This window comes from Brachybacterium tyrofermentans, from assembly GCF_014897585.1.
In the GTDB taxonomy this organism is placed as follows: domain Bacteria; phylum Actinomycetota; class Actinomycetes; order Actinomycetales; family Dermabacteraceae; genus Brachybacterium; species Brachybacterium tyrofermentans.
Genome location: NZ_JABUXW010000021.1, coordinates 41458 through 66033, shown reverse-complemented (window position 1 = coordinate 66033; position 24576 = coordinate 41458). Strand labels below are relative to the sequence as shown.

21 protein-coding genes are annotated in these 24576 nt (G+C 70.2%); 8 read left to right on the top strand and 13 right to left on the bottom strand.

Annotation, left to right across the window (positions count from 1 at the left end):
* The first annotated feature begins 43 nt into the window (after positions 1-43).
* Positions 44-679 carry an L-threonylcarbamoyladenylate synthase gene (locus INT49_RS15405; RefSeq protein ID WP_193118636.1) on the top strand — a complete coding sequence of 212 codons (636 nt, stop codon included), beginning with the start codon at positions 44-46 and terminating at the stop codon, positions 677-679.
* A 14-nt stretch (positions 680-693) separates the two neighbouring features.
* Here INT49_RS15405 and INT49_RS15400 read toward each other — a convergent pair whose 3' ends face one another.
* On the bottom strand, positions 694-1977 hold the full coding sequence (locus INT49_RS15400; protein ID WP_193118635.1) for an MFS transporter: 1284 nt from the start codon (positions 1975-1977) through the stop codon (positions 694-696).
* Positions 1978-2072: 95 nt separating this feature from the next.
* Between INT49_RS15400 and deoD the strand changes: the two genes are divergently transcribed.
* On the top strand, positions 2073-2798 hold the full coding sequence (gene deoD / locus INT49_RS15395) for a purine-nucleoside phosphorylase (RefSeq protein WP_193118634.1): 726 nt from the start codon (positions 2073-2075) through the stop codon (positions 2796-2798).
* A gap of 169 nt (positions 2799-2967) precedes the next feature.
* Here deoD and INT49_RS15390 read toward each other — a convergent pair whose 3' ends face one another.
* The 7 genes from INT49_RS15390 to gcvT form a co-directional block, all read right to left on the bottom strand.
* On the bottom strand, positions 2968-3225 hold the full coding sequence (locus tag INT49_RS15390) for a hypothetical protein (RefSeq protein WP_226850669.1): 258 nt from the start codon (positions 3223-3225) through the stop codon (positions 2968-2970).
* A 67-nt stretch (positions 3226-3292) separates the two neighbouring features.
* The gene (locus INT49_RS15385; RefSeq protein WP_193118633.1) at positions 3293-4039 is read right to left on the bottom strand and encodes a gamma-glutamyl-gamma-aminobutyrate hydrolase family protein; all 747 of its coding nucleotides are present in this window, start codon (positions 4037-4039) and stop codon (positions 3293-3295) included.
* Positions 4040-4355: 316 nt separating this feature from the next.
* Positions 4356-5513, bottom strand: a complete 1158-nt coding sequence (locus tag INT49_RS15380; protein WP_193118632.1) for a glycosyltransferase family 4 protein — start codon at positions 5511-5513, stop codon at positions 4356-4358.
* Between the two features lie 380 nt (positions 5514-5893).
* On the bottom strand, positions 5894-7105 hold the full coding sequence (locus INT49_RS15375; RefSeq protein WP_193118631.1) for a cobalamin-independent methionine synthase II family protein: 1212 nt from the start codon (positions 7103-7105) through the stop codon (positions 5894-5896).
* 108 nt (positions 7106-7213) lie between these two features.
* The gene (gcvP, locus tag INT49_RS15370; protein ID WP_193118630.1) at positions 7214-10156 is read right to left on the bottom strand and encodes an aminomethyl-transferring glycine dehydrogenase; all 2943 of its coding nucleotides are present in this window, start codon (positions 10154-10156) and stop codon (positions 7214-7216) included.
* Positions 10157-10250: 94 nt separating this feature from the next.
* Positions 10251-10622 carry a glycine cleavage system protein GcvH gene (gene gcvH, locus INT49_RS15365; protein ID WP_193118629.1) on the bottom strand — a complete coding sequence of 124 codons (372 nt, stop codon included), beginning with the start codon at positions 10620-10622 and terminating at the stop codon, positions 10251-10253.
* A gap of 144 nt (positions 10623-10766) precedes the next feature.
* Complete coding sequence (gene gcvT / locus INT49_RS15360; protein WP_193118652.1) at positions 10767-11900, bottom strand: glycine cleavage system aminomethyltransferase GcvT; 1134 nt, start codon at positions 11898-11900, stop codon at positions 10767-10769.
* Positions 11901-12115: 215 nt separating this feature from the next.
* Here gcvT and INT49_RS15355 point away from each other — a divergent pair, with 215 nt between their 5' ends.
* Entirely contained in the window at positions 12116-12688 is a 573-nt protein-coding gene (locus tag INT49_RS15355) for a GNAT family N-acetyltransferase (protein WP_319021650.1), read from the top strand.
* Between the two features lie 94 nt (positions 12689-12782).
* On the opposite strand, the gene INT49_RS15350 is transcribed toward INT49_RS15355, so the two are convergent.
* Positions 12783-14015 (bottom strand): arginine deiminase, encoded by a 1233-nt coding sequence (locus INT49_RS15350; RefSeq protein WP_193118628.1) that lies wholly within the window; start codon positions 14013-14015, stop codon positions 12783-12785.
* A 116-nt stretch (positions 14016-14131) separates the two neighbouring features.
* On the opposite strand from INT49_RS15350, the gene INT49_RS15345 reads away from it, so the two are divergent.
* Positions 14132-14971 carry an aldo/keto reductase gene (locus INT49_RS15345; RefSeq protein ID WP_193118627.1) on the top strand — a complete coding sequence of 280 codons (840 nt, stop codon included), beginning with the start codon at positions 14132-14134 and terminating at the stop codon, positions 14969-14971.
* Positions 14968-15753: an SIR2 family NAD-dependent protein deacylase gene (locus tag INT49_RS15340; RefSeq protein ID WP_193118626.1), complete on the top strand. Its 786-nt coding sequence runs from the start codon at positions 14968-14970 to the stop codon at positions 15751-15753. The genes INT49_RS15345 and INT49_RS15340 overlap by 4 nt, the downstream gene beginning before the upstream one ends.
* A gap of 30 nt (positions 15754-15783) precedes the next feature.
* On the opposite strand, the gene epsC is transcribed toward INT49_RS15340, so the two are convergent.
* Both epsC and cysK read right to left on the bottom strand, forming a co-directional pair.
* Positions 15784-16344: a serine O-acetyltransferase EpsC gene (epsC, locus tag INT49_RS15335; RefSeq protein ID WP_193118625.1), complete on the bottom strand. Its 561-nt coding sequence runs from the start codon at positions 16342-16344 to the stop codon at positions 15784-15786.
* An 86-nt stretch (positions 16345-16430) separates the two neighbouring features.
* Positions 16431-17360 carry a cysteine synthase A gene (gene cysK / locus INT49_RS15330; protein ID WP_193118624.1) on the bottom strand — a complete coding sequence of 310 codons (930 nt, stop codon included), beginning with the start codon at positions 17358-17360 and terminating at the stop codon, positions 16431-16433.
* Positions 17361-17633: 273 nt separating this feature from the next.
* On the opposite strand from cysK, the gene INT49_RS15325 reads away from it, so the two are divergent.
* Entirely contained in the window at positions 17634-19214 is a 1581-nt protein-coding gene (locus tag INT49_RS15325) for a DUF5129 domain-containing protein (RefSeq protein WP_193118623.1), read from the top strand.
* Positions 19215-19295: 81 nt separating this feature from the next.
* Here the strand turns inward: INT49_RS15325 and trpS are convergent, their stop codons facing one another.
* A complete protein-coding gene (gene trpS / locus INT49_RS15320) occupies positions 19296-20372 on the bottom strand; it encodes a tryptophan--tRNA ligase (RefSeq protein ID WP_193118622.1) in 1077 nt (358 codons plus the stop codon).
* A gap of 28 nt (positions 20373-20400) precedes the next feature.
* Positions 20401-21411 (bottom strand): LacI family DNA-binding transcriptional regulator, encoded by a 1011-nt coding sequence (locus INT49_RS15315; RefSeq protein ID WP_193118621.1) that lies wholly within the window; start codon positions 21409-21411, stop codon positions 20401-20403.
* Positions 21412-21579: 168 nt separating this feature from the next.
* Between INT49_RS15315 and INT49_RS15310 the strand changes: the two genes are divergently transcribed.
* Both INT49_RS15310 and INT49_RS15305 read left to right on the top strand, forming a co-directional pair.
* Positions 21580-22872 carry a sugar ABC transporter substrate-binding protein gene (locus tag INT49_RS15310; protein ID WP_193118620.1) on the top strand — a complete coding sequence of 431 codons (1293 nt, stop codon included), beginning with the start codon at positions 21580-21582 and terminating at the stop codon, positions 22870-22872.
* A gap of 123 nt (positions 22873-22995) precedes the next feature.
* A complete protein-coding gene (locus tag INT49_RS15305; RefSeq protein ID WP_193118619.1) occupies positions 22996-24576 on the top strand; it encodes an ABC transporter permease subunit in 1581 nt (526 codons plus the stop codon).

Sequence of the window (24576 nt, the reverse complement as noted above, 5' to 3'; positions counted from 1 at the left end):
CGCGCGGCGTGGCAATCTCCGACCCGCAGACGTAGCATCGGGCATGGCCAGATCCTCACCGTCCGCCCGGTACCTCGACATCCACCCGGTCGATCCGCAGCAGCGCCTCATCGACCAGGCCGTCGACGTGCTGAAGGACGGGGGCCTCATCGCCTATCCCACCGACTCCTGCTACGCGCTGGGGTGCTCGCTGGGCGCCGCCGAGGGCCTCGAGCGGATCCGCCGCATCCGCCAGGTCGACAAGAATCATCACTTCACCCTGGTGTGTGCGGACTTCGCGCAGCTGGGTCAGTTCGTCATCGTCTCGAACCCGACGTTCCGCCTGGTGAAGAACGCGACGCCGGGCCCGTACACCTTCATCCTGCCGGCGACGAAGGAGGTGCCCCGACGGATGGCGCATCCCAAGAAGCACACCGTCGGCGTCAGAATCCCGGATCACCGGGTCGCCCATGCGCTGGTGGAGGCGCTCGGGGAGCCGATCGTCTCCTCGACCCTGCTGCTGCCGGGTCAGGAGGATCCGCCGTCGGAGGGCTGGGTCGTGCAGGACCTGCTGGGGGATCAGGTGGACGTGATCATCGATTCCGGTGAGGTGGGCATCGAACCGACCACTGTCGTGGACCTCTCCGGCAGTGACCTCGAGATCGCGCGGGAGGGCGCCGGGGACATCGGCCGCTTCTGACGGCGGCCCGCTCGTCAGTCAGCGGCTCGCGATGGACCCGTGGTCCGGGACCTCGTGCTGAGCACCCCGGAGAAGATCAGGATGCCCAGGGCGTACAGCGGCATCATCCACAGCGCATAGCGCAGGGTCAGGGCATCGGCGAGGGCACCGACGATCGGCGGGGTCACGAAGAAGCCCAGGCGGGCGAACCAGCCGACGACGGTGATGCCCACACCGGGCGGGACTCCCGGCATGTCGTCGGCCGCGCGATAGGCCGCGGGGAAGAGCGTGGCCACTCCCCAGCCGGCGGCGGCGAAACCGATCATCGCGGTGATCGGGCTGGGCACCAGCAGGGCGAAGGACATGCCCACGGCCGCGATCAGCGCCCCGAGCCGAGCGGTGGTGCGGTCCCCCAGCCGATCCACGACGACGTCGCCGGTGAAGCGGCCGATCGTCTGCGCGCCCTGGAGGGCCACGAAGGCCATGCCGGCGACGAACGGGGTGACCGTGAAGGTCGAATCCATGAACAGCGCGCCCCAGGTGCTGCCGGCGTCCTCGGTGGATCCGGCGAACACCAGGACCATGCCCAGGGCGCACACCAGGCCCAGCGCCCGCAGGCTCATCCCGGCGATCCGGAAGCCGGAGGGTGCCACGTCCGCGGGGACCTCCGCACCGGAGGCGGCCGACGGGGCGGCGACCGGGGTGCGCTCGGTGGTGTCGTGCCCGGGGAGCATGAAGCGCAGCGACGTCGCAGCCAGGATGCCGAAGACGACGAGGCCGATGACTCCCTGCACCCACAGCGGCAGCCCGAGCTGGGCGCTGGCCGCACCCAGCAGCCCGCCGGCGACAGCGCCCAGCGACCACCAGCCGTGATAGCTGTTCATGATCGAGCGCCGGTAGCGGCGCTCCACGCGCATGCCGTGGGCGTTCATGGAGATGTCGGTGATGGAATCGGCCGCCATGGCGAACATGAGCGAGACGGCGAGCCAGAGCCACGAGCCGGAGACGTAGACGGCCAGGTGCGTGGTCGACGCGATGATCTGGGCGATGACGGCCACCCGCGCGGACCCGAAGCGGGACATCAGGGCTGCCGCTCCGAGCCCGGCGATCAGACCGCCGATGGGCCCGATGCCGATGGCGAGCCCGAAGGCGGTCTTCGTGAGCCCGATGCTCTCGACGAGCTCCGGGTACCGGGGCACGATCGCGCAGAACGAGGCACCGTTGAGGAAGAAGAGCAGGGAGACTGCCCAGCGTGCCCGACGGGCGTCGGCGGTGACCGAGGAGAGCGCCGCAGCGGACGAGGAGGAGTGAACGTTCACGGGGCACCATTGTCCGGGAGTCGCCCGCAGAAGCCAACCCGGTTCGCGACGGCCCGGTCACCGGTTCGTGGCCGGGGCCCACGTACGCTTGCGGCATGTCGATACATATCGGTGCCTCGCCCGACCAGATCGCCCCCTATGTCCTCATGCCCGGTGATCCCTACCGTGCCCGCTGGATCGCCGAGACCTTCCTCGAGGATCCCGTCCAGTACAACGATGTGCGCGGGATGCTCGGGTACACCGGCACCTACGCCGGCGTCCGCATCTCCGCCCAGGGCTCCGGTATGGGCCAGCCGTCGATGGCCATCTACGCCCAGGAGCTCTTCGACGACTACGACGTCCAGGCCATCGTGCGGGTAGGGACCTGCGGCGGGCTCTCCGAGAAGGTCTCGGTGCGCGACGTGATCCTCGGGACTGCCGCATCGACCGATTCCGCGATGAACGTGCCGCGGTTCCGGCAGGTCTCCTATGCCCCGGCCGCCGATTTCGAGCTGCTGAGGATCGCGGCCGACGTCGCCGAGGAGAAGATGCTGCCGGTGATCGCCGGCGGGCTGTACTCCGCGGACCAGTTCTACAACCCCGACCCCACCATCACCGCGACGCTCGCCGAGTACGGCGTGCTCGGTGTGGAGATGGAGGCCGCCGCCCTCTACACGCTCGCCGCGCAGTTCTCGCGTCGGGCACTGGCCGTCTGCACCGTCTCCGACCATCTCGTGACCGGCGAGGAGACCAGCTCGCAGGAGCGCCAGGAGACCTTCGAGGACATGATCGTCGTGGCGCTGGAGTCGATCGTCCGGCTAGACGGCACCCACCGGTCCTGATGCCGCGCCGGCTCGGCCGGCACTGATCCGCGGGGCTGGGCGGCGCGTACGCCGCTCGGCCCCGCCGCCGTGCTCAGTGGAGGCGTGCACCGCCCGGACCGCCTCGGAGACGACTCGTGCCCGGCCGCCGTGAGGCGCCGGGCACGAGGAATACGTCGAGGAGCTGGGCTCAGGTGAGGAAGCGCGGCACCAGGTCGAAGGTGCCGAACAGTGCGAGCATGCACATGCCCAGCCCGACCACGAAGGTCACCGTGGTGAACAGGCTCATCACGTAGAGGCCTGCGGCGAACAGGACGAACAGCACGACGAACAGCACGATGCTGAGCACCAGGTTGTTGCCGTTCGAGGTCTGGTTGCTCTCGGAACGCTCTGCCTTCTCGGCCATGCGCTCGGCCTGGCCGGCGTGCGCGGCCTGCTGGTTGTTCATGGTGGTTCTTCCTCCGTGTCACCCGATTGCTCCGCGCGGCCCGAAGGCGCGCACGGTCACGGCCATCTTAGACCAGCACGGGCTCCGATGCCGACGCCGCGCGATGGCTGATCGCCGTGAGCAGGCTCTCGAAGATGGCGGCGCCGTCCGTGCCGTCGATCTCGGGGTGCCATTGCACCGCGAGCACGCTGGATCCGGACTCGGCCTCGACCGCGAGCGGGAGCCCGCTGTCGTGGCGGGCCACGATCCGCAGGTCCCCGGCGACACCGCGCACACCCTGGTGGTGGAAGGCGGTGACCTCCGCGCGGGTGCCCAGGGCCACGGCCAGGTCGCTCGCGGCGTCGATGCCGACCTCGACCCGGGTTGGGCTCTCCCCGGTGAAGGGGTGGGCCGGGAGGTCGACGGGCAGGTGGCGGTGCAGCTCGCCGCCCTCCGCGATGACGATGATCTGCAGACCGCGGCAGATGCCCAGCACGGGAACGTCCGCACGGCGGGCGGCACGGTAGAGGGCGGTCTCGAAGGCGTCTCGCTCCGGGTCCGGGGTCATATCGGTGGCCAGTGCGCCCTCGCCCCAGGCTGCGGGGTCGAGGTCGGTGCCGCCGGTGAGCACGAGACCGTCGAGCTCGGCGATCTCCTCGTCGCTCCAGGCGTCCTGCGGGGCGATGATCACGGGCCGGGCGCCGGCCTCGCGGAGCGCACGCACGTAGTGCTCGGTGACCACCACGGCGTCATGGCCCGCCCAGGCGCCGGACATCATGGCCCGGGTCCCTGCGGTCACGCCGATGAGCGGGCGACGGGTGGTGCGCTGCGCCATGATGTAGTCCTTTCCGCGGAGATCCGAGCCGCCGGGTCGGCGACATGCACAGTTCATCGTGCGGACGGTGCCCCGGGCGACCTATGTGGCCGAATGTGACAGGGACGGTTTCTCCCGTGAGGGGGGCGGGGTCTTTCGTGTGGGGGGAGGCGGTGTCTCCCGTGTGTGGGGGTCTCTCGGGCAGGGGCAGCAGCCTCCGCACGGGACCGGGCCCGGCGCGGGAGAAGGGCCGGCAACGTTCAGCGCCGGGCCTCGCCGACGCTCCGGGCCTCGCCGATGCGCCGGGCGTCGCCGATGCTCCGGGCCGCGCCAGCGTTCAGTGCCGGGCCCGCGCCGTCGGCTGGAGCTTCTGATGCTGCTCGATCGCGGCGAGGTAGTGTCCGCGCAGCTGCTCGGCCAGCACAGGCCAGGTGCGCTGGTGCACCGAGTCCAGCGCCGCTCGTCCGAAGGCCAGCCTCTTGGCGTCGTCGAAGAGCAGATCGCTGGTGTGCTCGCGCAGCTCGTCGAGCATGCCGGGGGTGTAGAGCCACCCGGTGCGGCTGGGCGCGATCAGGTCCACGGGCCCGCCTCGACGGGGCGCGATCACGGGCAGTCCCGAGGCCATGGCCTCCTGGATGGTCTGCCCGAATGTCTCGAGCTCCCCGGGGTGGATGAACAGATCGGCGCTGGCGAGGTGGGCGGCGAGATCGGTGCCTGTGCGGAAACCGGCGAAGGCGGCACGAGGCATCTCCCGGCGCAGGGTGTCGCGGTCCGGCCCATCGCCCACGATCAGCAGCCGCACCCCGGGCATGTCGTGGATGACCTTCAGGTCAGCGACCTGCTTCTCGGGCGCGAGACGCCCCACGTACACCACGAGCTTCTCCCCCGGCCCCGCGTACTTCTCCCGCAGCGAGTCGCTGCGCAGCGTCGGCGAGAACAGGGAGGTGTCCACGCCGCGCCGCCACAGGTGCACCCGGTCGATGCCATGCTCGATGAGCTGGTCCCGGGTCGCAGTGGAGGGGGCCAGCGTGAGCGTGGCGCGGTTGTGGACGTCCTTGAGCAGCTGCCAGGAGGCGTTCTCCAGGAAGGGCATGCCGTAGCGGGCGGTGTAGCCCGGGATGTCCGTCTGATAGACGGCGACCGTGGGCACCCCGGCCTTCTGCGCGGCGACCACGGCCCGCCCGCCCAGGATCGTGGGCGAGGCGAGGTGGATGACGTCAGGCTGGAAATCCTCGATGCGTCGGCGCAGGGACGCGGCGCTGGTGGCGGCGATCCGCACCTCGGTGTAGCCGGGCAGCGGGGCCGACGCGACGCGGCGCACCCGGATCTTGCGCCCTCCGGCGGTGCGGAGGAATCTGTCGGCCCCCGGCCACTTCGGGGCGATGATCCCGAGATCATCGCCGACGGCGGCGAAATGGTCGACGACGCGGAGCACCGAATTGGTGACACCGTTCATGTGCGGCAGGAAGGACTCGGTCACGACAAGGATCCTCACGACCGTGATGCTCCTCCGCCCGAGCAGAATCCGCCCCTCTGCCGCATGACCCCTTCACGACGTCCACGTGAACACTCAGAGGCGGCGGGAGGCGACCTCCGCGCCTGCGTCACGCCTCACGCCTCACGCCTCACGCCTCACGTCTCACGCCGTCCTATGCGCCAGGGCTTGGGTCGCCTGTCAAAGACGAGAACGTCGTTCGCGGTGCCTCCGGAACACGGGAAGCACCGCGAACGGCGTTCTCGATCACGCGGAGCGGCACCGGGAGCTGCGGGAGCCGGGCCCGGAGCGACAGCGTCGCAGGCCGGGAGCGGAGCTGACGCGGTACCCGCACCCGTACCCGCACCCGTGCCCGCTACGCTCCACAGCCGCCCACAGGGTCAGAGGCGGCGCGAGGCGATCTCCGCACCCTGGGCGAGCGACTCGAGCTTCGCCCAGGCGATCTGCGGGTGGATGCGCCCGCCGAGGCCGCAGTCGGTGGAGCCGATGACCCGCTCGGGACCCACGAGCTTCGCGAAGCGCTCGAGGCGCTGGGCGACCAGCTCGGGATGCTCGACCACGTTGGTGGCGTGGGAGACGATCCCGGGCACGAGCACCTTGTCCGCGGGCAGCTCGAGATCCTGCCACACGGTCCATTCGTGCTCGTGGCGCACGTTGGCGGCCTCGAAGCTGTAGTACTTCGCATCGATCTCCAGCAGCAGCGGAGCGATGTGGCGGAACTCGATGTCCGTGGTGTGCGGGCCGTGCCAGGAGCCCCAGCACAGGTGGAAGCGGGTCTGCTCGGTGGGCACGTTCACCAGCGCGCGGTTCACGGCGTCGACCCGCTTGCGGGTGAAGGCGACGTAGTCCTCGACCGACGGCTCGGGATTGATCTGATCCCAGTTCTCGGCGATCGAGGGATCGTCGATCTGCACGGTGAGCCCGGCGGCGGCGATCGCCTCGTACTCGGGGCGCATAACCTCGACCCACGCGTCGAGGAAGGCATCCTCGTCCCCGTAGTGGTCATCGTTGATACGGCTCCCGGAGCCCGGGGAGAGGGAGTTGAGGAAGCCGTGCTCGTAGCCTGCGGCCTGGAGCGCCGCGTGGATGTTGGTGGTGTCCTGCGCGACGAGCTCGCGGCCGACGTCGGAGAACGAGACCGCGCCGGTCGCGGCCGGGAACGTGGTCTGGGCGCCGACGGTGATGCCGGAGGTGGGGTCCTGGTAGGCGTCGGCGAAGATCGTCCAGTCGCGGCGGTCCGGGAAGGTCGTCAGGCGCACGTTCCCGGGGCTCGAGCGCACGGGCTCGCTGGAGAAGTGGTCGCTGCCGGTCAGCTCGAGGCCGCTGACCCGGTCGAAGATGTAGGACCACCAGGCGCCGTAGTTCACGGCCGATCCCATCAGGTGCCCGTACTCCCCGTCGTTGGGGATCGAGATGCCGATCGAGCGCTGCCTGGCGACGACGTCGACGACCGCCTGGCGCAGCACCTCGCGGAACTCGTCGGTGGGCTCGGGGGTCAGTCCGTCCTCCCCGACGGGGCGGGCCGCGTTGGCCGCGATCAGCTCGGGGCTGCGGGGAAGGGAACCGGCGTGGGTGGTGAGGATCTCGGTCATGCCCCTGAGGGTAGAAGACGTGACGCCCCGGTCGGAAACCGGGGCGTCACAGCCGTTCATCGTGCAGACCGTCCAGCCCTCGGGCCGGCACGTCAGCAGATCAACAGATCACTCGTCGCCACGGGGCCAGGTCGGCACCAGGTTGCGGTCGCCGTAGGCCTGGTCGATGCGGCGCACCGGCGGCCAGTACTTCGACTGGATGCGCATCTGCGCGCTGTCATGGGTGGAGAGGTCCTCCGGAGCGGTCCAGCTGCCGGGGTAGACGGCGACCTCGCGCGAGTAAGGATGGGTCCACTCCCCCGCGGCGATGGATGCCGCGGTGTGCGGGGCGTTGACCAGCGGGTTGTCCTCGGCGGACCACGTACCGGCCAGCACTTCCTCGCCCTCCTTCGCGATCATCAGCATCGCGTCGACGAAACGGTCGATCTCGGCGAGGTCCTCGGACTCCGTCGGCTCCACCATGAACGTCCCGGCGACGGGGAAGGACATGGTCGGGGCATGGAAGCCGTAGTCGACGAGCCGCTTGGCGACGTCGTCCACGGTGATCCCGGTGCGCGCGGTGAAGGGGCGCAGGTCCACGATGCACTCGTGGGCGACCAGCCCGTTCTCCCCGGTGTACAGGATCTCGTAGGACTCCGAGAGGCGGCGAGCCATGTAGTTGGCCGCGAGCACCGCGGACGCCGTCGCATGGCGCAGCCCGTCCGGTCCCATCAGGCGGATGTAGGTCCAGGTGATCGGCAGGATCGACGGGGAGCCGTACGGGGCCTGCGAGACCGGGGCGCCGCCGTGGACCTGATCCCCGTGACCGGCCACCGGGTGCTCCGGCTTCTGCATGGCCGGGTGTCCGGGCAGGAACGGGGCCAGGTGGGCGCGGGCCGCGACCGGGCCCACGCCCGGGCCGCCGCCGCCGTGGGGGATGCAGAACGTCTTGTGCAGGTTCAGGTGGGAGACGTCGCCGCCGAACTCGCCGGGGCGGGCGACCTGCAGCAGGGCGTTGAGGTTCGCCCCGTCGACGTAGACCTGGCCGCCGGCGTCGTGCACGAGCTCGCAGACCGTGCGCACCTCCTCCTCGTACACGCCGTGCGTGGACGGGTAGGTGATCATGATCGCGGCGAGCTCGTCGCCGTGGTCCTTGATCTTCTGCTTGAGGTCATCGAGGTCGATGTTGCCGCGGGAGTCCGAGGCGACGACCACCACGCGCAGGCCGGCGTTGACGGCGCTGGCGGCATTGGTGCCGTGCGCGGAGCTCGGCACCAGGCACACCTCGCGGCCGCCCTCTCCGCGGGAGGCGTGATAGGCGCGGATCGCGAGCAGGCCCGCGAACTCGCCCTGCGAGCCGGCGTTGGGCTGCAGGGAGACGGTGTCGTAGCCGGTGAGGTCCGTCAGCCAGGTCTCCAGCTGGGTGATCAGCTCGAGATAGCCCCCGACGTCCTCACGCGGGGCGAAGGGATGGATCGCGTTGAAGCCCGCCCAGGTGATGCCCGCCATCTCGGTGGCGGAGTTGAGCTTCATGGTGCACGAGCCCAGCGGGATCATCCCGCGGTCCAGGGCGAAGTCACGGTCCGCGAGACGGCGCAGGTAGCGCATCATCGCGGTCTCGGACCGGAAGGAGGAGAACACCGGGTGCTCGAGGAAGGGATCCTCGCGCACCAGCCCTCCCCAGGCTCCGCCCGAGGCGGTCTCGGCCAGCTCCTGGCCGGGATTCTGGGCGAAGGGCGCGAACACGGCGGCGATCGCCTGCAGATCGGCCGACGTGATGGTCTCGTCCAGGGAGAGGTGCACGAGGTCATCGCCCACATTGTGGAGGAGGAACCCGGCGTCGGCTGCCGCGCCGGCGATGTCCTGGGCCAGGCCCGTCGCGCGCACCTCGAGGGTGTCGAAGAAGGAGTCCCCGACGAGCTCGAAGCCGCTGGCCACGAGATGGGCGGCGAGGGTCGCGGTGCGATCGGCGACCTGGCGACCGATCCGGGTAAGTCCTTCGGGACCGTGGTAGACGGCGTACATGGCGGCCATCACGGCGAGCAGCACCTGGGCGGTGGTGATCGAGCTGGTGGCCTTCTCGCGACGGATGTGCTGCTCGCGGGTCTGCAGCGAGAGCCGGTAGGCGGGGTTGCCCTCGGCGTCGACGGAGACCCCCACGAGTCGGCCGGGCAGCTGGCGCTCGAGGCCCTTGCGCACGGCGACGAAGCCCGCGTGCGGTCCGCCGAATCCGAGCGGGATGCCGAAGCGCTGGGAGCTGCCCACGGTGACGTCGGCCCCGAGGGAGCCCGGCGAGGCGAGCATCGTGAGCGCCAGCAGATCAGCGGAGACGATCGCGACGGCCTTGGTGGACTTCACCTCGGCGATGACATCCCGGGGGTCCCAGACCCGCCCGGAGGCTCCGGGGTACTGGATGAAGGCTCCGAAGTAGTCTCCCTCGGGGGCGCCGTCGAGGGCGAAGTCCACCTCGCGCAGCTCGATGCCGAGCCCGTCGGCGCGGCCGCGCAGCACGGCCTTCGTGGCGGGCAGCGCGTCGGCGTCCACCAGGAACACGTTCCCGTTGCGCTTGGCGGTGCGGCGGGCGAGCATGAGCGCCTCGGCCGCGGAGCTGGCCTCGTCCAGGGTCGACGCGTTGGAGACGTCCATCCCGGTGAGGTCGCAGATCATCGTCTGGAAGGTCAGCAGCGCCTCGAGCCGGCCCTGGGAGATCTCCGGCTGGTACGGCGTGTAGGCGGTGTACCAGGCCGGGTTCTCCAGCACGTTGCGCTGGATCACCGCGGGCGTGTGGGTGCCGTGGTAGCCCAGGCCGATCAGGGAGCGCCGCACCGTGTTGCGATCGGCGAGCGCCTGCAGCTCGGCCAGCGCAGCGGTCTCGGTGATCCCCGACGGCACGGCGGAGGCTGCGTCCTGCCCTTCCGGGTCCAGCAGGATCGTGCTGGGCACGGCGGCGGTCAGCATCTCGTCCACGGTCTCGTAGCCGAGGACCTCGAGCATGCGGCGCTGCGCATCGGGATCGGTGCCGACATGGCGGCGGACGAAGGAGTCGTGCGCATGCACGGGCGAAGCGGTCATGAAGAGGTGCCCCTGGGGTATCGCGGTTCTCGGTGGGTGCGTGGGCCGTACGGTGAAGACGACCGTGCACAGGGCGCGGCCGCCTCTGTGCCGGTCAGGACTGGGTGAAGGCCGTGTAGTCCTCGGCGCTGAGCAGATCCTCGGGCAGCGCGGTGAAGCTCACCTTGACCAGCCAGCCCTCGTCGAAAGGCGAGGAGTTCACGAGCTCGGGCGCATCGACCACGGCTTGGTTGACCTCGGTGACGGTGCCGTCGAGCGGGGAGAACAGGTCCGAGACCGATTTGGTGGATTCGATCTCGCCCATCTCGGTGCCGGCGGTGATGTCGGCGCCGGACTCGGGCAGATCGACGTAGACAACATCGCCGAGCTGCTCGGCGGCGTAGTCGGTCACGCCGACGACGGCCACGCCGTCGGACTCGACGCGGACCCACTCGTGGTCCTTGCTGTAGAGGAGTTCTGCGGTCATGAGGATGGTCCTTCCAGGAGAAACAAAGGGGATCGAACGGGAGAGCTCTCGAGCGGAAAAACTGCCGAGCGAGAGAACTGTCTGACGGGAAAACTCTGGAGCGACCGGTCGGGGACCGGATTCAGGCGAGGGTCGACGCTGAGGTCAGGCGCGGGAGTAGAACGGCAGGGCGACGACGCGCACCGGGAGGTCCTTGCCGCGCACATCAGCGATCAGCTCGGTGCCCACCTCGGTGACGGTCGGGCACACGAAGGCCATGGCGATGGGGTGGCCGAGGGTCGGCGAGAGCACCCCGGAGGTGATGGCCCCGACCTCGCGCCCCTCGGCATCGCGCACCTGGGCGCCGCTGCGGGCGGCACGTCGCCCCTCGGCCACCAGGCCCACCAGGACGGGTCGATCGGACAGGTCCGCCGCCTCGATGCCGGCGCGGCCGACGAAATCTCCCTTGGACGTCAGGGCCACGACCCGTGCCATGCCCGACTGGGCGGGGTACAGATCCCGGCCGAGCTCGTGGCCGTACAGCGGCATCCCGGCCTCGAGGCGCAGGGTGTCGCGGCAGGCGAGGCCGCATGGGGTGAGGTCCTCGCCGCCGGCAACGGTCAGCTGCTCCCACAGGACTGCGGCGAGCTCGTCGGGGACGTACAGCTCGAAGCCGTCCTCCCCGGTGTAGCCGGTGCGGGCGATCAGCAGCTGCTCCCCGCGGTAGGTGCCCTCGGCGAAGCGGTAGTTCTTCATCTCCCGGAGATCCTCGGCGCCGATGCCCTCGACACCGCTGTCACCGGTGGTCAGGGCGCGCAGCAGGATCTCCTCGCTGGCCGGGCCCTGCACGGCGATCAGGGCGGTGCGGTCCGAGGCGTCGTCGACCTCCGCGTCGAAGCCGGCGGCACGCGTCGTGAGCTCCTGGGCGTCGACCTCCGCGTTGGAGGCGTTGGCGACCACGATGAAGTGGTCCTCGGCCAGGCGATAGGTGATGACGTCGTCGATCACGCCGCCGTCCTGCGTCAGCAGCAGCGAGTACTTCGCGCGTCCGACGGACATCGCCGACAGCTTCCCGGCGAGCGCATGGTCGAGGGCGTCGGCCGCCTGCGGGCCGCGCAGATGGATCTCGCCCATGTGGCTGAGATCGAAGAGCCCCGCACGCTCCCGGACCGCCGCGTGCTCGGCGAGATCCGAGTCGTAGCGGACCGGCATGCGCCAGCCCGCGAAATCGGTGAACGTCGCTCCGAGCGACTCGTGGACCGTCTCCAGCGTGGTGCTGCGCAGAGCCTGCTCGACCATCATGCTCCTTCTCGTCACGGGGCGGGATCACCGCCCGGCTGCGTCACACGGCACGTGCTCGTGAGCCGACAGGGTGCGTCACCTCGGCGTGCCGCAGAAGTCACCATACCGTTGCTCCCCGCGCCTCGTGGCACCCGCGGACATCTGCACGGAAACCCCGTGCAACTGGCCAGGAAAACGAAGGACGCAGCACCCGGACCTTGTACGGTGGACCCGTGACGAAGGAAGGCACGAGCGAATGGCCGGTCCGGATCCCCAGCCCTCGGCTGATGATCCGCCCGCCGGGCGACGGCGACCGCGAGGCGGTGATCCGTCTGCTCACCGATCCTGTGACCCGGGAGTACCTCGGCGGTGCCGTGGACTACGCGTCGCGGCAGGCGCTGGAGCTCTCGCCGCTGGATCTCACGTGGGGCCGCTGGGCCCTCATCCGCCATGAGGACGACACCATGATCGGGTCGATCACCCTGGACTACGACCGCGGGGAGCTCGAGCTCTCCTACGCCCTGCTCCCGGAATGGACCGGGCAGGGATACGCCGCGGAGTCCTGCATCGCGCTGCTCTCCTGGGCGCGCCATGCCCTCGAGGACGATCACGTGATCGCGATCAGCCAGACCCGGAACAAGCGCAGCGTCGCCCTGCTGCGCAAGCTCGGCTTCACCGTGCGCAAGGGGCTCGAGGAGTTCGGCTCCCAGCAGCTGCTGCTGGAGCGCTCGCTGCGCGATCCCCTGCCGGAGCAGGCGCTGGAGCTGCAGACCGAAGCAGACCCGCCGCCGCCCACCCGGCGCTGAATCCCACCGCGCCGACCGGACCGAAGCGCGACCAGCTGGCGCCCGCCCGTCGCTCCAGCCGATCAGCTCGGGCCGCGACCCGCCCGCCGGCCGATCAGCCGCGGGCGACCGGACAGCTCATGCATCGCGGACCGCCACGGCCGCGACCCAGCTCGTCCCCGGTGAACTCGAGCACCTCGATGCCCTGGGCCCGCAGATACTCATTGGTCGCGGCGGCCCGCTCATAGGCGATGACCTTCCCCGGCGCGATCGCCAGCACGTTGCAGCCGTCATCCCACTGCTCGCGCGCCGCCGCATAGGCATCCAGAGGTGCGCTCAGCACGCGCAGCGACTCGACGCCGAGCCCGCGCGCGAGCACCTCGTCCATCTCCCCGGCCGCGCGCGCCCGCGACACCAGGCGCCCGCCGCGCCGCTGGATCTCGAAGGTCTCGAGCGACCCCAGGGGCCCGTACCTCAGCATCGATTCCTGGTCGACGACCGTGGTCACGGTGTCCAGGTGCATCATCGAGCGCTGGTGCGGAAGCGCGATGGCGATCACCGTGTCCACCGTGCCGTCTGCGAGAAGATCCGCGGCCAGACGCTCGACGCCCACCGCGGTGGTGCGCTCGGACAGCCCCACGGCGAGCACGCGCGGCGACAGGAGCATCACGTCCCCGCCCTCGACGGTGGCCGCCCCACCCGCGCCCGGCCCCAGGATCTGACGTGGCGCGGAGCTCCCGGCGAACGCGGGGTGATACCGGTAGATCGCCTCGAGGTGCAGGCTCTCGCGCCGTCGAGCGGATCGCCGCATGGGGCTCACCGAGACGACGTCGCCGATCCAGGCGGAGGAGTCGCGGGTGAAGAGATGGTTGGGCAGGGGGTCGAGCACGAGGTGCTCCCCCGGCACATGCTGCAGGGAGATCGACCGGGGCGCGACCCCGAGCCGGCGGAGCTCGGAGACGGTGATCCCGGCGATCATCACATCGACCAGCTGGGTCGCCGGGAGGTCGGCGATCGCCTCGCGGAGGTCCTGCGCGGCGATGTCGCCCAGCGCCGCGGGGTCCAGCGCGCGGTCCAGCAATCGGGAGCGGACGTCGGCGTCCTCGAGCAGGTCGGTCAGCAGGTGGGTCAGCTCGAGCACCTCGACACCCTCGCCGGTGAGCAGGGCGGTGAACTCCGAGTGCTGCGCCTCAGCCCGGTCACGCCAGAGCACCTCGTCGAAGAGGAGATCCTCCCGGCTGTCCGGGGTGAGCCGTTCCAGCTCGAGTCCCGGTCGGTGCACGATCACCCTCCGCAGCGGAGAGATCTCATCGTGCACTCCGAGATACCGGGGCGACGTATCGGTCATGCGGACTCTCCTCGTCGAGACGTCAGGTGGAAGCACGTTAACAGACCCCTTCGCACGCGTCGGCCCGAGGGTGACTACGCTGGTGGTGTCCGCTTCCGTTCCTGCAGGAGGTCTCCATGACCACGCTCTCCCTTCCCAGCACGTCGCTCGCCGACGGCACGGCCTTCCCGCTGATCGGCTTCGGCACCGGTGGTCTGAAGGGCCCCGACGGCGCCGAGGCCATCGCGACCGCGATCCGTGCCGGCTACCGTCTGCTGGACACCGCCGCCCAGTACGGCAACGAGACCGCCGTGGGCGAGGCGGTGCGCCGCAGCGGCGTCGACGTCGACGAGGTCCTGGTGACCACGAAGATCGCCGGTGACGACCAGGGACGCGAGGCGGCCCGCACCGGTTACCTGGAGTCCCTGCGTCGGCTCGGCCTCGAGCGTGCCGCACTCGTGCTGATCCACTGGCCCAACCCCTCCCGCGGCCTCGCGCTGGACACCTGGCGCACCCTGATCGACCTCAAGGAGCAGGGGAAGGCGCTGCACATCGGCGTCTCGAACTTCCGTCCCGAGCAGATCCAGGAGCTCGTCGACGCCACCGGCGTGTGGCCCGAGGTCAACCAGATCCAGCTCTCCCCTGCTCTGCAGCGCCACGACGCGATCGCCTTCCACCGCGAGCACGGGATCGTCACCGAGGCGTGGGGCCCGCTCGGCGGTCGCGACGGGCTGAGCGCCCAGTACGCGCTGCGCAAGGTGGCCGACAAGCACGGCGCCACCACCAGCCAGGTGACCCTGCGCTGGACCATCGACCAGGGCATCGTCGTGATCCCCAAGTCCGGCGACCCGCAGCGCCAGCTCGACAACGCCTCCCTGGACCACGTCGCGCTCGACGACGCCGACCGGGAGCTGCTCGCCACGCTGGACCTCGGCGAGGAGGCCGCCTGGGACTCGCGGGAGCACGAGGAGTGGTGACGGCGGGCGGCCACGCCCGCTTCTGCCCCGGTGAGGAGCACGGGAAGATCGTGTTCCTCACCGGCTCCGGGCTCAGCGCCCGCACCGGCCTCGGCACCTTCCGCGGCCCGGACGGGCTCTGGGCGATGGAGCCGGAGACGGAGCAGGCGATGCATGCCGAGCTGCTGCCCGGCTCCCTCCCGATGCTGTGGTCCGTCTGGGGGCGCATGGCGCGGATCGCCCTGGAACATGGCCCGACCCCGGGGCACCGGGCGATCGCGCGACTCGGCGCCCCGGTGATCACGCAGAACATCGACGGGCTCCACCAGGCGGCCGGCAGCGAGATCGTCGCCGAGCTGCACGGGAGCGCCCTGCAGGCCGTGTGCCTGGGTCCGGAGTGCCGGTGGCGGGCCCCCGTCGAGCCTGGAGCCGGGAGCCGCGCGGAGGATCATGGGATCCCGGCGGCCTGCCCGGACTGCGGCGAGCCGACGCGCCCCGATGTGGTGCTGTTCGACGAGAACCTGCCGGCCGACGCGCTCGAGCTCGCGGTACGACTGGCCCGACGAGCCGATCTGTTCGTGGCCGTCGGGACCAGCGGCGTGGTCTTCCCCGCCGCCCAGCTCGCTCCGACGGCGAAGGCCCATGGGGCCACGACCGTGCTGATCGACATCGACCCGCCGCCCGATCCGTCCCTGCGGGCGATCTTCGATCACATCATCGCCGAGGACGCCCATGAGGTGCTCCCGGACTGGGAGCGCACGCTGAACCAGGTCGGGCGGAGCTCGTTCCTCGACCCGTTCTGATCCGGCAGCAGAGCTGATCCGGCAGTCGGCTCAGATCCAGATCGCGGGATCGACCTGGTGCTCGGGGTGGGCGGCACCGGTGCGCACCTTCGCCGGGACGCCGACGGCCGTTGCCCCGTCCGGGACGTCCCGCACCACGACGGCATTGGCCCCGATCTGGGCGCCCTGTCCGATCACGACCGGGCCGATCACGCGGGCCCCGGCGCCGATCGTCACGCCGTCCTCGACAGTGGGGTGACGCTTGGTGCGCTCCATGGAGCGCCCTCCGAGCGTGACCCCGTGGTAGAGCATCACGTCGTCGCCGACCTCGGAGGTCTCGCCGATGACGACGCCCATGCCGTGGTCGATGAAGAAGCGGCGGCCGATGGTCGCCCCCGGATGGATCTCCACCCCGGTGACCGATCGGGCACCCTGCGCGATGATGCGGGCGGGCAGCCGCGCACCTCGTTCCCAGAGCCGGTTCGCCACGCGATAGGTCCAGATCGCGTGCAGCCCCGGGGAGGTGAGCACCACCGAGAGGTCGTCGGTCGCCGCGGGGTCACGGCGGCGCGCCGCCGCGACGTCCTCCCGGACGGTCGCGACGGCGCCCATCACACGGTCCGTCAGGCCTCGCGACACGGGCTTCACCCCTCGCGACGAGCCCTGCTCCGGACGCGCGCCGCGTCGTTCCGAGGTGCTCAATCCGCGTACTCGGCGAACAGCGGGGTGGAGAGGTAGCGCTCGCCGAAGTCGGGCACGATCACCACGATGGTCTTCCCGGCGAACTCCTCGCGGGCGCCGATGCGAGCGGCGGCCTCGATCGCGGCACCGGAGGAGATGCCGACCAGGAGGCCTTCGGTGCGGGCCACGTCGCGGGCACGCTCCATCGAGGTCTCGGCGTCGATGTCGACGACCTCGTCGTAGACCTCGCGGTCCAGAACGCTGGGCACGAAGTTCGCACCGAGGCCCTGGATCTTGTGGGGGCCGGGGGCGCCGCCGTTGAGGATCGCGGATTCCTGCGGCTCGACAGCGAAGATCTTCACCTCGCCCTTGCGCTCCTTGAGGACCTGGCCCACACCGGAGATGGTGCCACCGGTGCCGATGCCGGAGACCAGGGCGTCGACCGAGCCCTCGGTGTCCGTCCAGATCTCCTCGGCGGTGGTGCGACGGTGCACCTCGAGGTTCGCGGGGTTGTCGAACTGCTTGACCTGGACCGCGCCGTTCTCGGCAGCGATCTCCTCGGCCTTCTCCACGGCGCCCTTCATGCCCTTGGCCGCCTCGGTGAGCACCAGCTCGGCGCCGAAGGCGCGCAGCAGCATGCGCCGCTCCTTGGACATCGACTCGGGCATCGTGAGGATGACCTTGTAGCCGCGGGAGCTGCCGACCATCGCGAGCGCGATGCCGGTGTTGCCGCTCGTGGCCTCGACGATGGTGCCGCCGGCCTGGAGCTCGCCGGACTTCTCAGCGGCATCGATCATGGCCGCGCCGATGCGGTCCTTGACCGAGTTGGCGGGGTTGTAGAACTCGAGCTTGGCCAGCACGGTGGCCTTCACGTCGTCGCCCAGGTGATTGAGCTTCACCAGCGGCGTGCCGCCGATCAGTTCGGAGACGTTCTCGTAGACAGCCATGTGTTCCTCCTCGATGGACGGGTCACGCACGACGTGACCCAAAGGTGCGCTTGGACTGATCATAACCGGGCAGGTGGTCGCCATGCCGGGACGACCATCATCGATCTGCGCCCGGGCTTCCGGACGACCCGGATCGACCGCGCCGGCGCGCTGGTGCCCTCGACTCCTCCGGCACCCTGCCGGCTCTGACCCTCCCAGGGTGCCACCCTTCCGACACGCGCGCATCGACCAAGGTCGACGAGCTCGCCAGCTCGCCCCCTCTAGTCTCGCCCCATGCCTTTCTCGACCGCCGTCCCTGTCGCCGCCCCGCCGGACCGTTCGACATCGCCGCTGAGATCGCTCACCGCCCTCGCCCTCGTCGCGCTGCTGTCGCTGCTCGTGCTGCTCCCCGCCCCGGCGCTCGCCGAGGCCCCGCGCTCGGTCTCCGTGACCGACACCGACACCACGGGCCACGTGGATCCCGAGATCCTCGAGGGCCGGCTCGCAGAGGTCGACTTCCGCCGCGAGGTGGATCTCGCGGTGCTGGTCCTCGACGTCACGGACTACGGCTTCGAGGAATCCCAGGACACGGCGCTGAACGACGCCGTGCTCGCCCACGCGCGGGACGCCGCGCCCGAGCTGCTCGAGCCGGACGGCGACCACTGGGCCGACGGCACGGTGATCATCGCGCTGGATCCCGAGAACCGTTTCGTGGGCACCTATGCCGGGGAGGATGTGAAGCTCGACGACGACGGCTTCGAGGCCGTGCAGGACGCGATGCGTGATGACGCGGCCGACGGCGACTTCGAGGGCTCCCTCCAGGCCGGGGCCGACAAGTACGCCGACCTGCTGGATCGCCCCTGGTGGCAGCACCCTGCGACGCTTGTGGCCGGCCTCGTCGCCCTGGGCGGAGCCGCCCTCACCGCCCTGTCGTTCGTCGGCCTGCGCCGCGCGGCACGACGACGCGTCGACGAGTCCCTCCCCCGCCTCAAGGACGTCCTGGCCACGCGTCGCCTGACCGACGCGGCGGCGCGCACGCTCCCCGCCGACTCCGTCTACGCGCAGGCGGCGCTCGCCGACCACGAGACGTACCGGGAGAAGATCGACGAGGCGACGCAGCTGCGCACGCGGCTCCCGACGTCGCAGGAGCGCAGCTGGGCATGGGGCCTGAAGGGCCCCGAGCGCATGCTGGCCCGGGATTTCGAGAAGGTCGTGATCTACCTCGACGACATCGACGACGACATCATCGGCACCAATGATCTGCTCCACCGCCTCGGCGACTGGCGTGGGGCCTGGGAGCGTGAGCTGGCCCCGTTGCAGGACTCGATCGACTCGATCGACTCCGCCCTGGAGGACGGGGAGGACGTATCGCCCGAGGAGGCCGCCGCCGCGGCCGACCTGCGCGAGATGGGCGGGGACGTCGCCCAGGAGATGCAGACGCTGACCACGCAGCTCGAGGCGGATCAGATCGATCCCGACAGCGCCCTGCGCCGCCTGGACACCCTCACCACGGAGCTGTCCGCGGGAGTCGCCACGCTGCAGCGCCTGCGGATCTCGCATCTCGCCGCCGACGACGACGAGGCAGAGGTGATGCGGGATGCCTCCTGGGACGCCGACCTGGCGCACGAGGACCAGGGCTACCGCTCCGTGCGAGGACGCCGCCACGCGTTGGATGCCGCGGCGGCCTCCGACATCTCCCGCAGCTCAGACACCTTCTGGCACCTCAGCCCGTTGCTGTGGTACTCCACCTGGCATAAGGAGGCCGACAGCGACCTGGAGGCCCACCGGAACCCGTCGAGCTCCGGCGGCAGCACCTCGGGCTACTCGGCGAGCTCGGGCGGCTTCTCCGGAGCGGGCAGCTCGAGCCGCTTCTGAGCTGTTCCAGCGGGCCCTGAGCTGGTCCGGCTGGTGCTGGCGCGTGCGATCTGCCGGCCTCTCGGCCTGCCGATCAGGCGCTCAGTACACCATCCCCATGACCTCGCGCACGCGGGCGAGGGTCTTCTCGGCGACCTCGTTGGCCCGCTCGTTGCCGGCGCGGAGCACGGAGAAGAGGTGCCCGGGGTCCTGCTCGAGCTCGCGGCGGCGGGCACGGATCGGCGCGAGGTGCTCGTTGAGCACGTCGGCGGTCATGATCTTGAGGGTGCCGGACCCCTTGTCGCCGATCTCCTCGGCGAGCTCCTCCGGGGTGCGCCCCACGCACTGCGAGGCGATGGTCAGGAGGTTCGCGACCTCCGGGCGGTTCTCGGGATCGTAGGTGATCACGCGCTCGGAGTCCGTCTTGGCCTTCTTGATCTTCTTGACGGTCTCGGCCTCGTCCATCCGCAGCATCACGGTGTTCCCGCGGGACTTGCTCATCTTGTGCTCGCCGTCCAGGCCCAGGATCGTGGGCGACTCGGAGAGCAGGGCGTCGGGCTCGGTGAAGACCTGCTCGCCGCCCGCGTAGCGCTCGTTGAAGCGCCGGGCGATGACGCGGGTCTGCTCGATGTGGGGCAGCTGGTCACGACCCACGGGCACCACGTTGCCGCCGCAGAACAGGATGTCCGCGGCCTGGTGGACGGGGTAGGTCAGCAGCAGGCCGCCCATGGCGGATTTGCCGGCCGCGGCGAGCTCCGCCTTCACGGTGGGGTTGCGCTCTAGCTCCGGCTGGGTGACCAGCGACAGGAACGGCAGCATCAGCTGGTTCAGGGCGGGCACGGCGGAATGCGCGAAGAACGTCGAGCGCTCCGGGTCCAGGCCGATGGCGAGGTAGTCGGTCAGCAGCTCGCGCACGGAGCCTTTGATGTCGCCCACGACGTCGCGATCGGTGATCACCTGGTAGTCGGCGACCAGGACCCAGGACTCGATCCCGGCATCCTGCAGGCGCACGCGGTTGCGCAGCGAGCCGAAGTAGTGGCCGATGTGCAGGGCCCCGGTGGGACGGTCGCCCGTGAGCATGCGCAGACCCGAGGGATCCTTCTCGATCCTGGACCAGAGCGCGTCGCTGCGGCGCTGGGAGGTGTCATAGCTGCTGGGGGCGAGGCTCTCATCGTTCACCCCTCCATGCTAGCGGCCTGCACGGCTCTCAGACCGCAGAGCCGTCCGGCGCGGCCGCGGTGGACCCACGCACGATCAGCTGGGGCCGCACGACGACCTCGGTCCGCGCGGGCCGACGGGACTCCTCACCACCGCCGAGCGCAGCGCGCACCGCGGCGCGGGCGATGGAGTCCACCGCCTGGCGCACGGTGGTCAGGGGCGGATCCGTGAGTCCTGCCCAGAACACGTCGTCGTAGCCGACGATGGAGATGTCCTCCGGGACGGACAGATCCTGCGAGCGCACACCCTCGAGCGCCCCGGCGGCCATCACGTCGGACCCGCAGACGATGGCGGTGACGTCGTGGGAGATGAGGTCGCGCGCGGCCTCGTACCCGCCGGCGTAGGAGAAGTCGGTGAAGGAGACCGGCCACTCCCCCTCGAGGGACGCGGCGGCGACCTCCTCGAAGACACCGAGCTTGGACCGCACCGGCCACGTGTGCTCATCGCCCACGGCGAGGCCTATGCGATGGTGCCCGAGGTCCTGCAGATGGGTGAGGGTCAGCCGCATCGCGTGCTCGTCGTCCGTGGAGAGGAACGCGGCATCGAGATCGTCCCGCACCCCGTTGATGAGCACGAGCGGAGTACCGGTCGCCGTGATCTCGCGATAGTGCTCGATCGGGCCGCGCTGCTGCGCATGATGCCCGGAGACGACGATGATCGCGTCGACACCGCTGTGCAAGAACCTCTGCAAGATCTCTCGCTCTCGTTCCACGGTGCGGGCCCGCAGGCCCACCAGAGTGGACGCCCCGCGTTCGAACAGCTCTGCCTCGAGCCGCTCCGCCCAGGCGGCGAACACCTGGTTGTCGAGGTCCGGGACGAGCACGCCGACCAGGGGGCCCGAGGAGAGCGCCCGTGGACCCAGATCGCGGCCCAGCTGCCGCGCAGCCTCCAGGACCGTGCTGCGCGTGGCCTCGTTGACCCCAGCCTTGCCGTTGAGCACGCGGGAGACCGTCGCCTCGCTGACCCCGGCACTCCGGGCGATGTCGATAAGTCGTGTCATGCCACGCATCCTTTCAGAGGGTGGGCGAGGTCGGTGCCGTCGGCCGTGGCCGAATCGATACCTGCAAGTTCTTGCGTATTCTTGCATACAGCGGGCTTCCCGCTCTACTGTGGCCCCATCGAGCACCGCCATCGAACGCCGGTCGCTCCACGATTCAAAGGAGAAGACGTGCAGATCCGTCGACAGAGTTTCCTCGCCCTCAGCGGCATCGCCGCCGGCACCACCCTGCTCGCCGCATGCGGCGGCGGGGACGAGACCGCCGGAGGCGGCGCCAACGACGCCGGTGGTGCCTCGGATGCCGGTGGCGCCGAGGAGGGCGCGGCCCCTGCTCGCGCCGACGCCGACCTCGTGATCTGGACCGACGAGGAGAAGGCCGTCTCCCTGGAGGAGCCCGCCGCCGCATGGGGCAAGGCCAACGACCTCACCGTCGCGGTGCAGATCGTCGCCGACGACCTGCAGGGCAACTTCGTCACCGCGGACCAGGCGGGCAACGGCCCCGACATGATCGTCGCAGCCCACGACTGGATCGGGAACCTGGTGCAGAACGGCTCCATCTCCCCCGTGCAGCTGCCGGGCAGCGCGGCCGAGGACATCGCCCCCATCGGGATCGAGGCCGTGACCTACGACGGCCAGACCTACGGCGTGCCCTACGCGGTGGAGACCCTGGTGCTGTTCGCCAACAAGGCGCTGACCGATGCTCCCGAGCCGAAGACCGTCGAGGAGATGGTCGAAGCGGCCACGGCCGGCGGCGCCGACAATGTGCTCGCGCTCCCCGTCGGCGAGCAGGGCGATGCCTACCACATGGAGGCGTTCTACACCTCGGCGGGCGGCTACCTCTTCGGCAAGGACTCCGAGGGCAGCCTCGACCCCTCCGACGTGGGCGTGGGCCAGGAGGGCTCGATCACCGCCGGCGAGAAGCTCAAGGAGCTCGGCGAGAGCGGCGTGCTCTCCACCTCGATCACCGGCGATAACGCGATCTCGCTGTTCACCGACGGCAAGGCGGCCTACCTGGTCTCCGGGCCCTGGGCGCTCGAGGACATCCGCACCGCGGAGTTCGACTATGCGATGAGCGCCGTCCCCGGCTTCGAGGGCCTGGATCCGGCGGTCCCCTTCGCCGGTGTCAACGCCTTCTACGTCGCCGCCGGCGGCAAGAACCCGGCGTTCGCGCAGCAGTTCGCCACCGCGGTGGCCTCCTCCCCGGACATCGTCGAGCAGATGTTCCCCAAGAACGAGCTGCCGCCGGTGAACCTCGAGCTGCAGAAGAAGCTCGCCGAGGACTTCCCCGAGATCGTGAAGATCGCGGAGCTCGCCGCCGACGGCGATCCGATGCCCGCCATCCCGGAGATGGCCGCCATCTGGCAGCCGCTGGGCCAGGCGCAGGCGAACATCGTCGGCGGCGCGGATCCGGAGTCCACGATGGTCTCCGCGGGTGAGGAGATCACCAGCCAGATCAGCGGCTGATCCCGCGGCTGATCCCGAGACCGTCGGGCGGGGTCGGTGCCCACGCGCCGCGCCCCGCCCGCACCCTGCCCGAACCCGTTCCGGCCCCCACTCCCGCCCTGATCCCCGAAAGGCAGCGTCGCCATGTCCTCCACCCACGCGCCTGCGCATCGAGAGCGCACCACCACGATCCCCGCGGTCCTGGTGCGTGTGCTGTTCCTCGGTGCCGTGCTCGCCGTGGCCGCCTTCACCGTGCCGCTCATGATCGAGCTGAAGCAGTGGATGTGGCTGACCGTCATGGTCCTGGCCGCGATCGCGATCTTCATCCTGTACTCGACGAAGCGCTTCGTCCCCGGCAAGTACCTCTTCCCGGGCACCTTCTTCCTCGTGGTCTTCCTGATCGCCCCGATCATCCTCACGATCGGGTACTCCTTCACCAACTTCGGTGACGGCACGCGCGGCTCGAAGGAGCAGGCGGTCGACTCGATCGTCGCGAACTCCGTGCAGCAGACGGAGGACTCCACCTGGTACAACCTGGCTGTCGCCACCCAGGGAGACCCCGTCGAGGGACCCTTCACCCTCTTCCTCGTGGATCCCGAGACGGGCGCGATCTATCGGGGCGACGAGACCGCGCCGGTGCAGGAGATCCCGGCCGATGCGGTCACGGTGGCCTCCGGCTTCGTCACCGAGGCCGCGGGCTACACGATCCTCGACGCGCGCGAGGTGAACACCGCCTATGACGCGCTGCAGGCCCTCGCCGTCCCCATCTCGGACACCTCCGCGGTGCGCGTCCAGGGCGCGAACCAGGCCTTCGAGGGCACCACGGTGCTCAGTTACGACGAGTCCACCGACACCCTCACCAACTCCCAGACCGATGAGGAGTTCACCGTCGGGAAGGTCGGGGACTCCGAGTACTTCGTCGATGCGGACGGCAAGCGTGCCTTCAGCCAGTCCTGGCTGCAGAACGTCGGGGGAAGCAACTACGAGCGACTGTTCACCAACGCCGGCATCGCGAAGCAGTTCGGCGCCGCCTTCGTATGGACCCTGATCTTCGCCCTCGGGTCGGTGCTGCTGACTTTCGTGGTGGGCTTCGCCCTCGCCCTGGTGCTCAACGACGAGCGGATGCGCGGACGCCGCCTCTACCGCTCCGTGCTGCTGATGCCCTACGCGGTCCCCGGATTCATCTCCCTGCTGGTGTGGTCGAACTTCTACAACCGCGACTTCGGCCTGATCAACGAGACGCTGGGACTGCACCTGGACTGGATGGGCGACCCCACCCTCGCCAAGGCCGCCGTGCTGCTGACGAACCTGTGGATGGGCTTCCCCTACATGTTCATCGTCTCCACCGGTGCCCTGCAGGCGATCCCGAACGACGTCACCGAGGCCGCCCGCATGGACGGCGCCAGCCGGCTGCAGACCACGCTGAAGGTGGTGACCCCGCTGCTCATGGTCGCGGTGGCCCCGCTGCTGGTGGCGTCCTTCGCCTTCAACTTCAACAACTTCAACGCCATCCAGCTGCTCACCGAGGGCGGGCCGTTCCTCCCGGGTGAGTACACCCGTGGCGGGACCGACATCCTGATCTCGATGATCTACCGCATCGCCTTCGGCGGATCCGGGGCCGACTTCGGCTTCGCCTCGGCGGTCTCCGTCGCCCTGTTCGCGCTCACCGGCGTGCTCGCGGCGATCCAGTTCCGGTTCACCAACGTCCTCGAAGACGTCAACTGA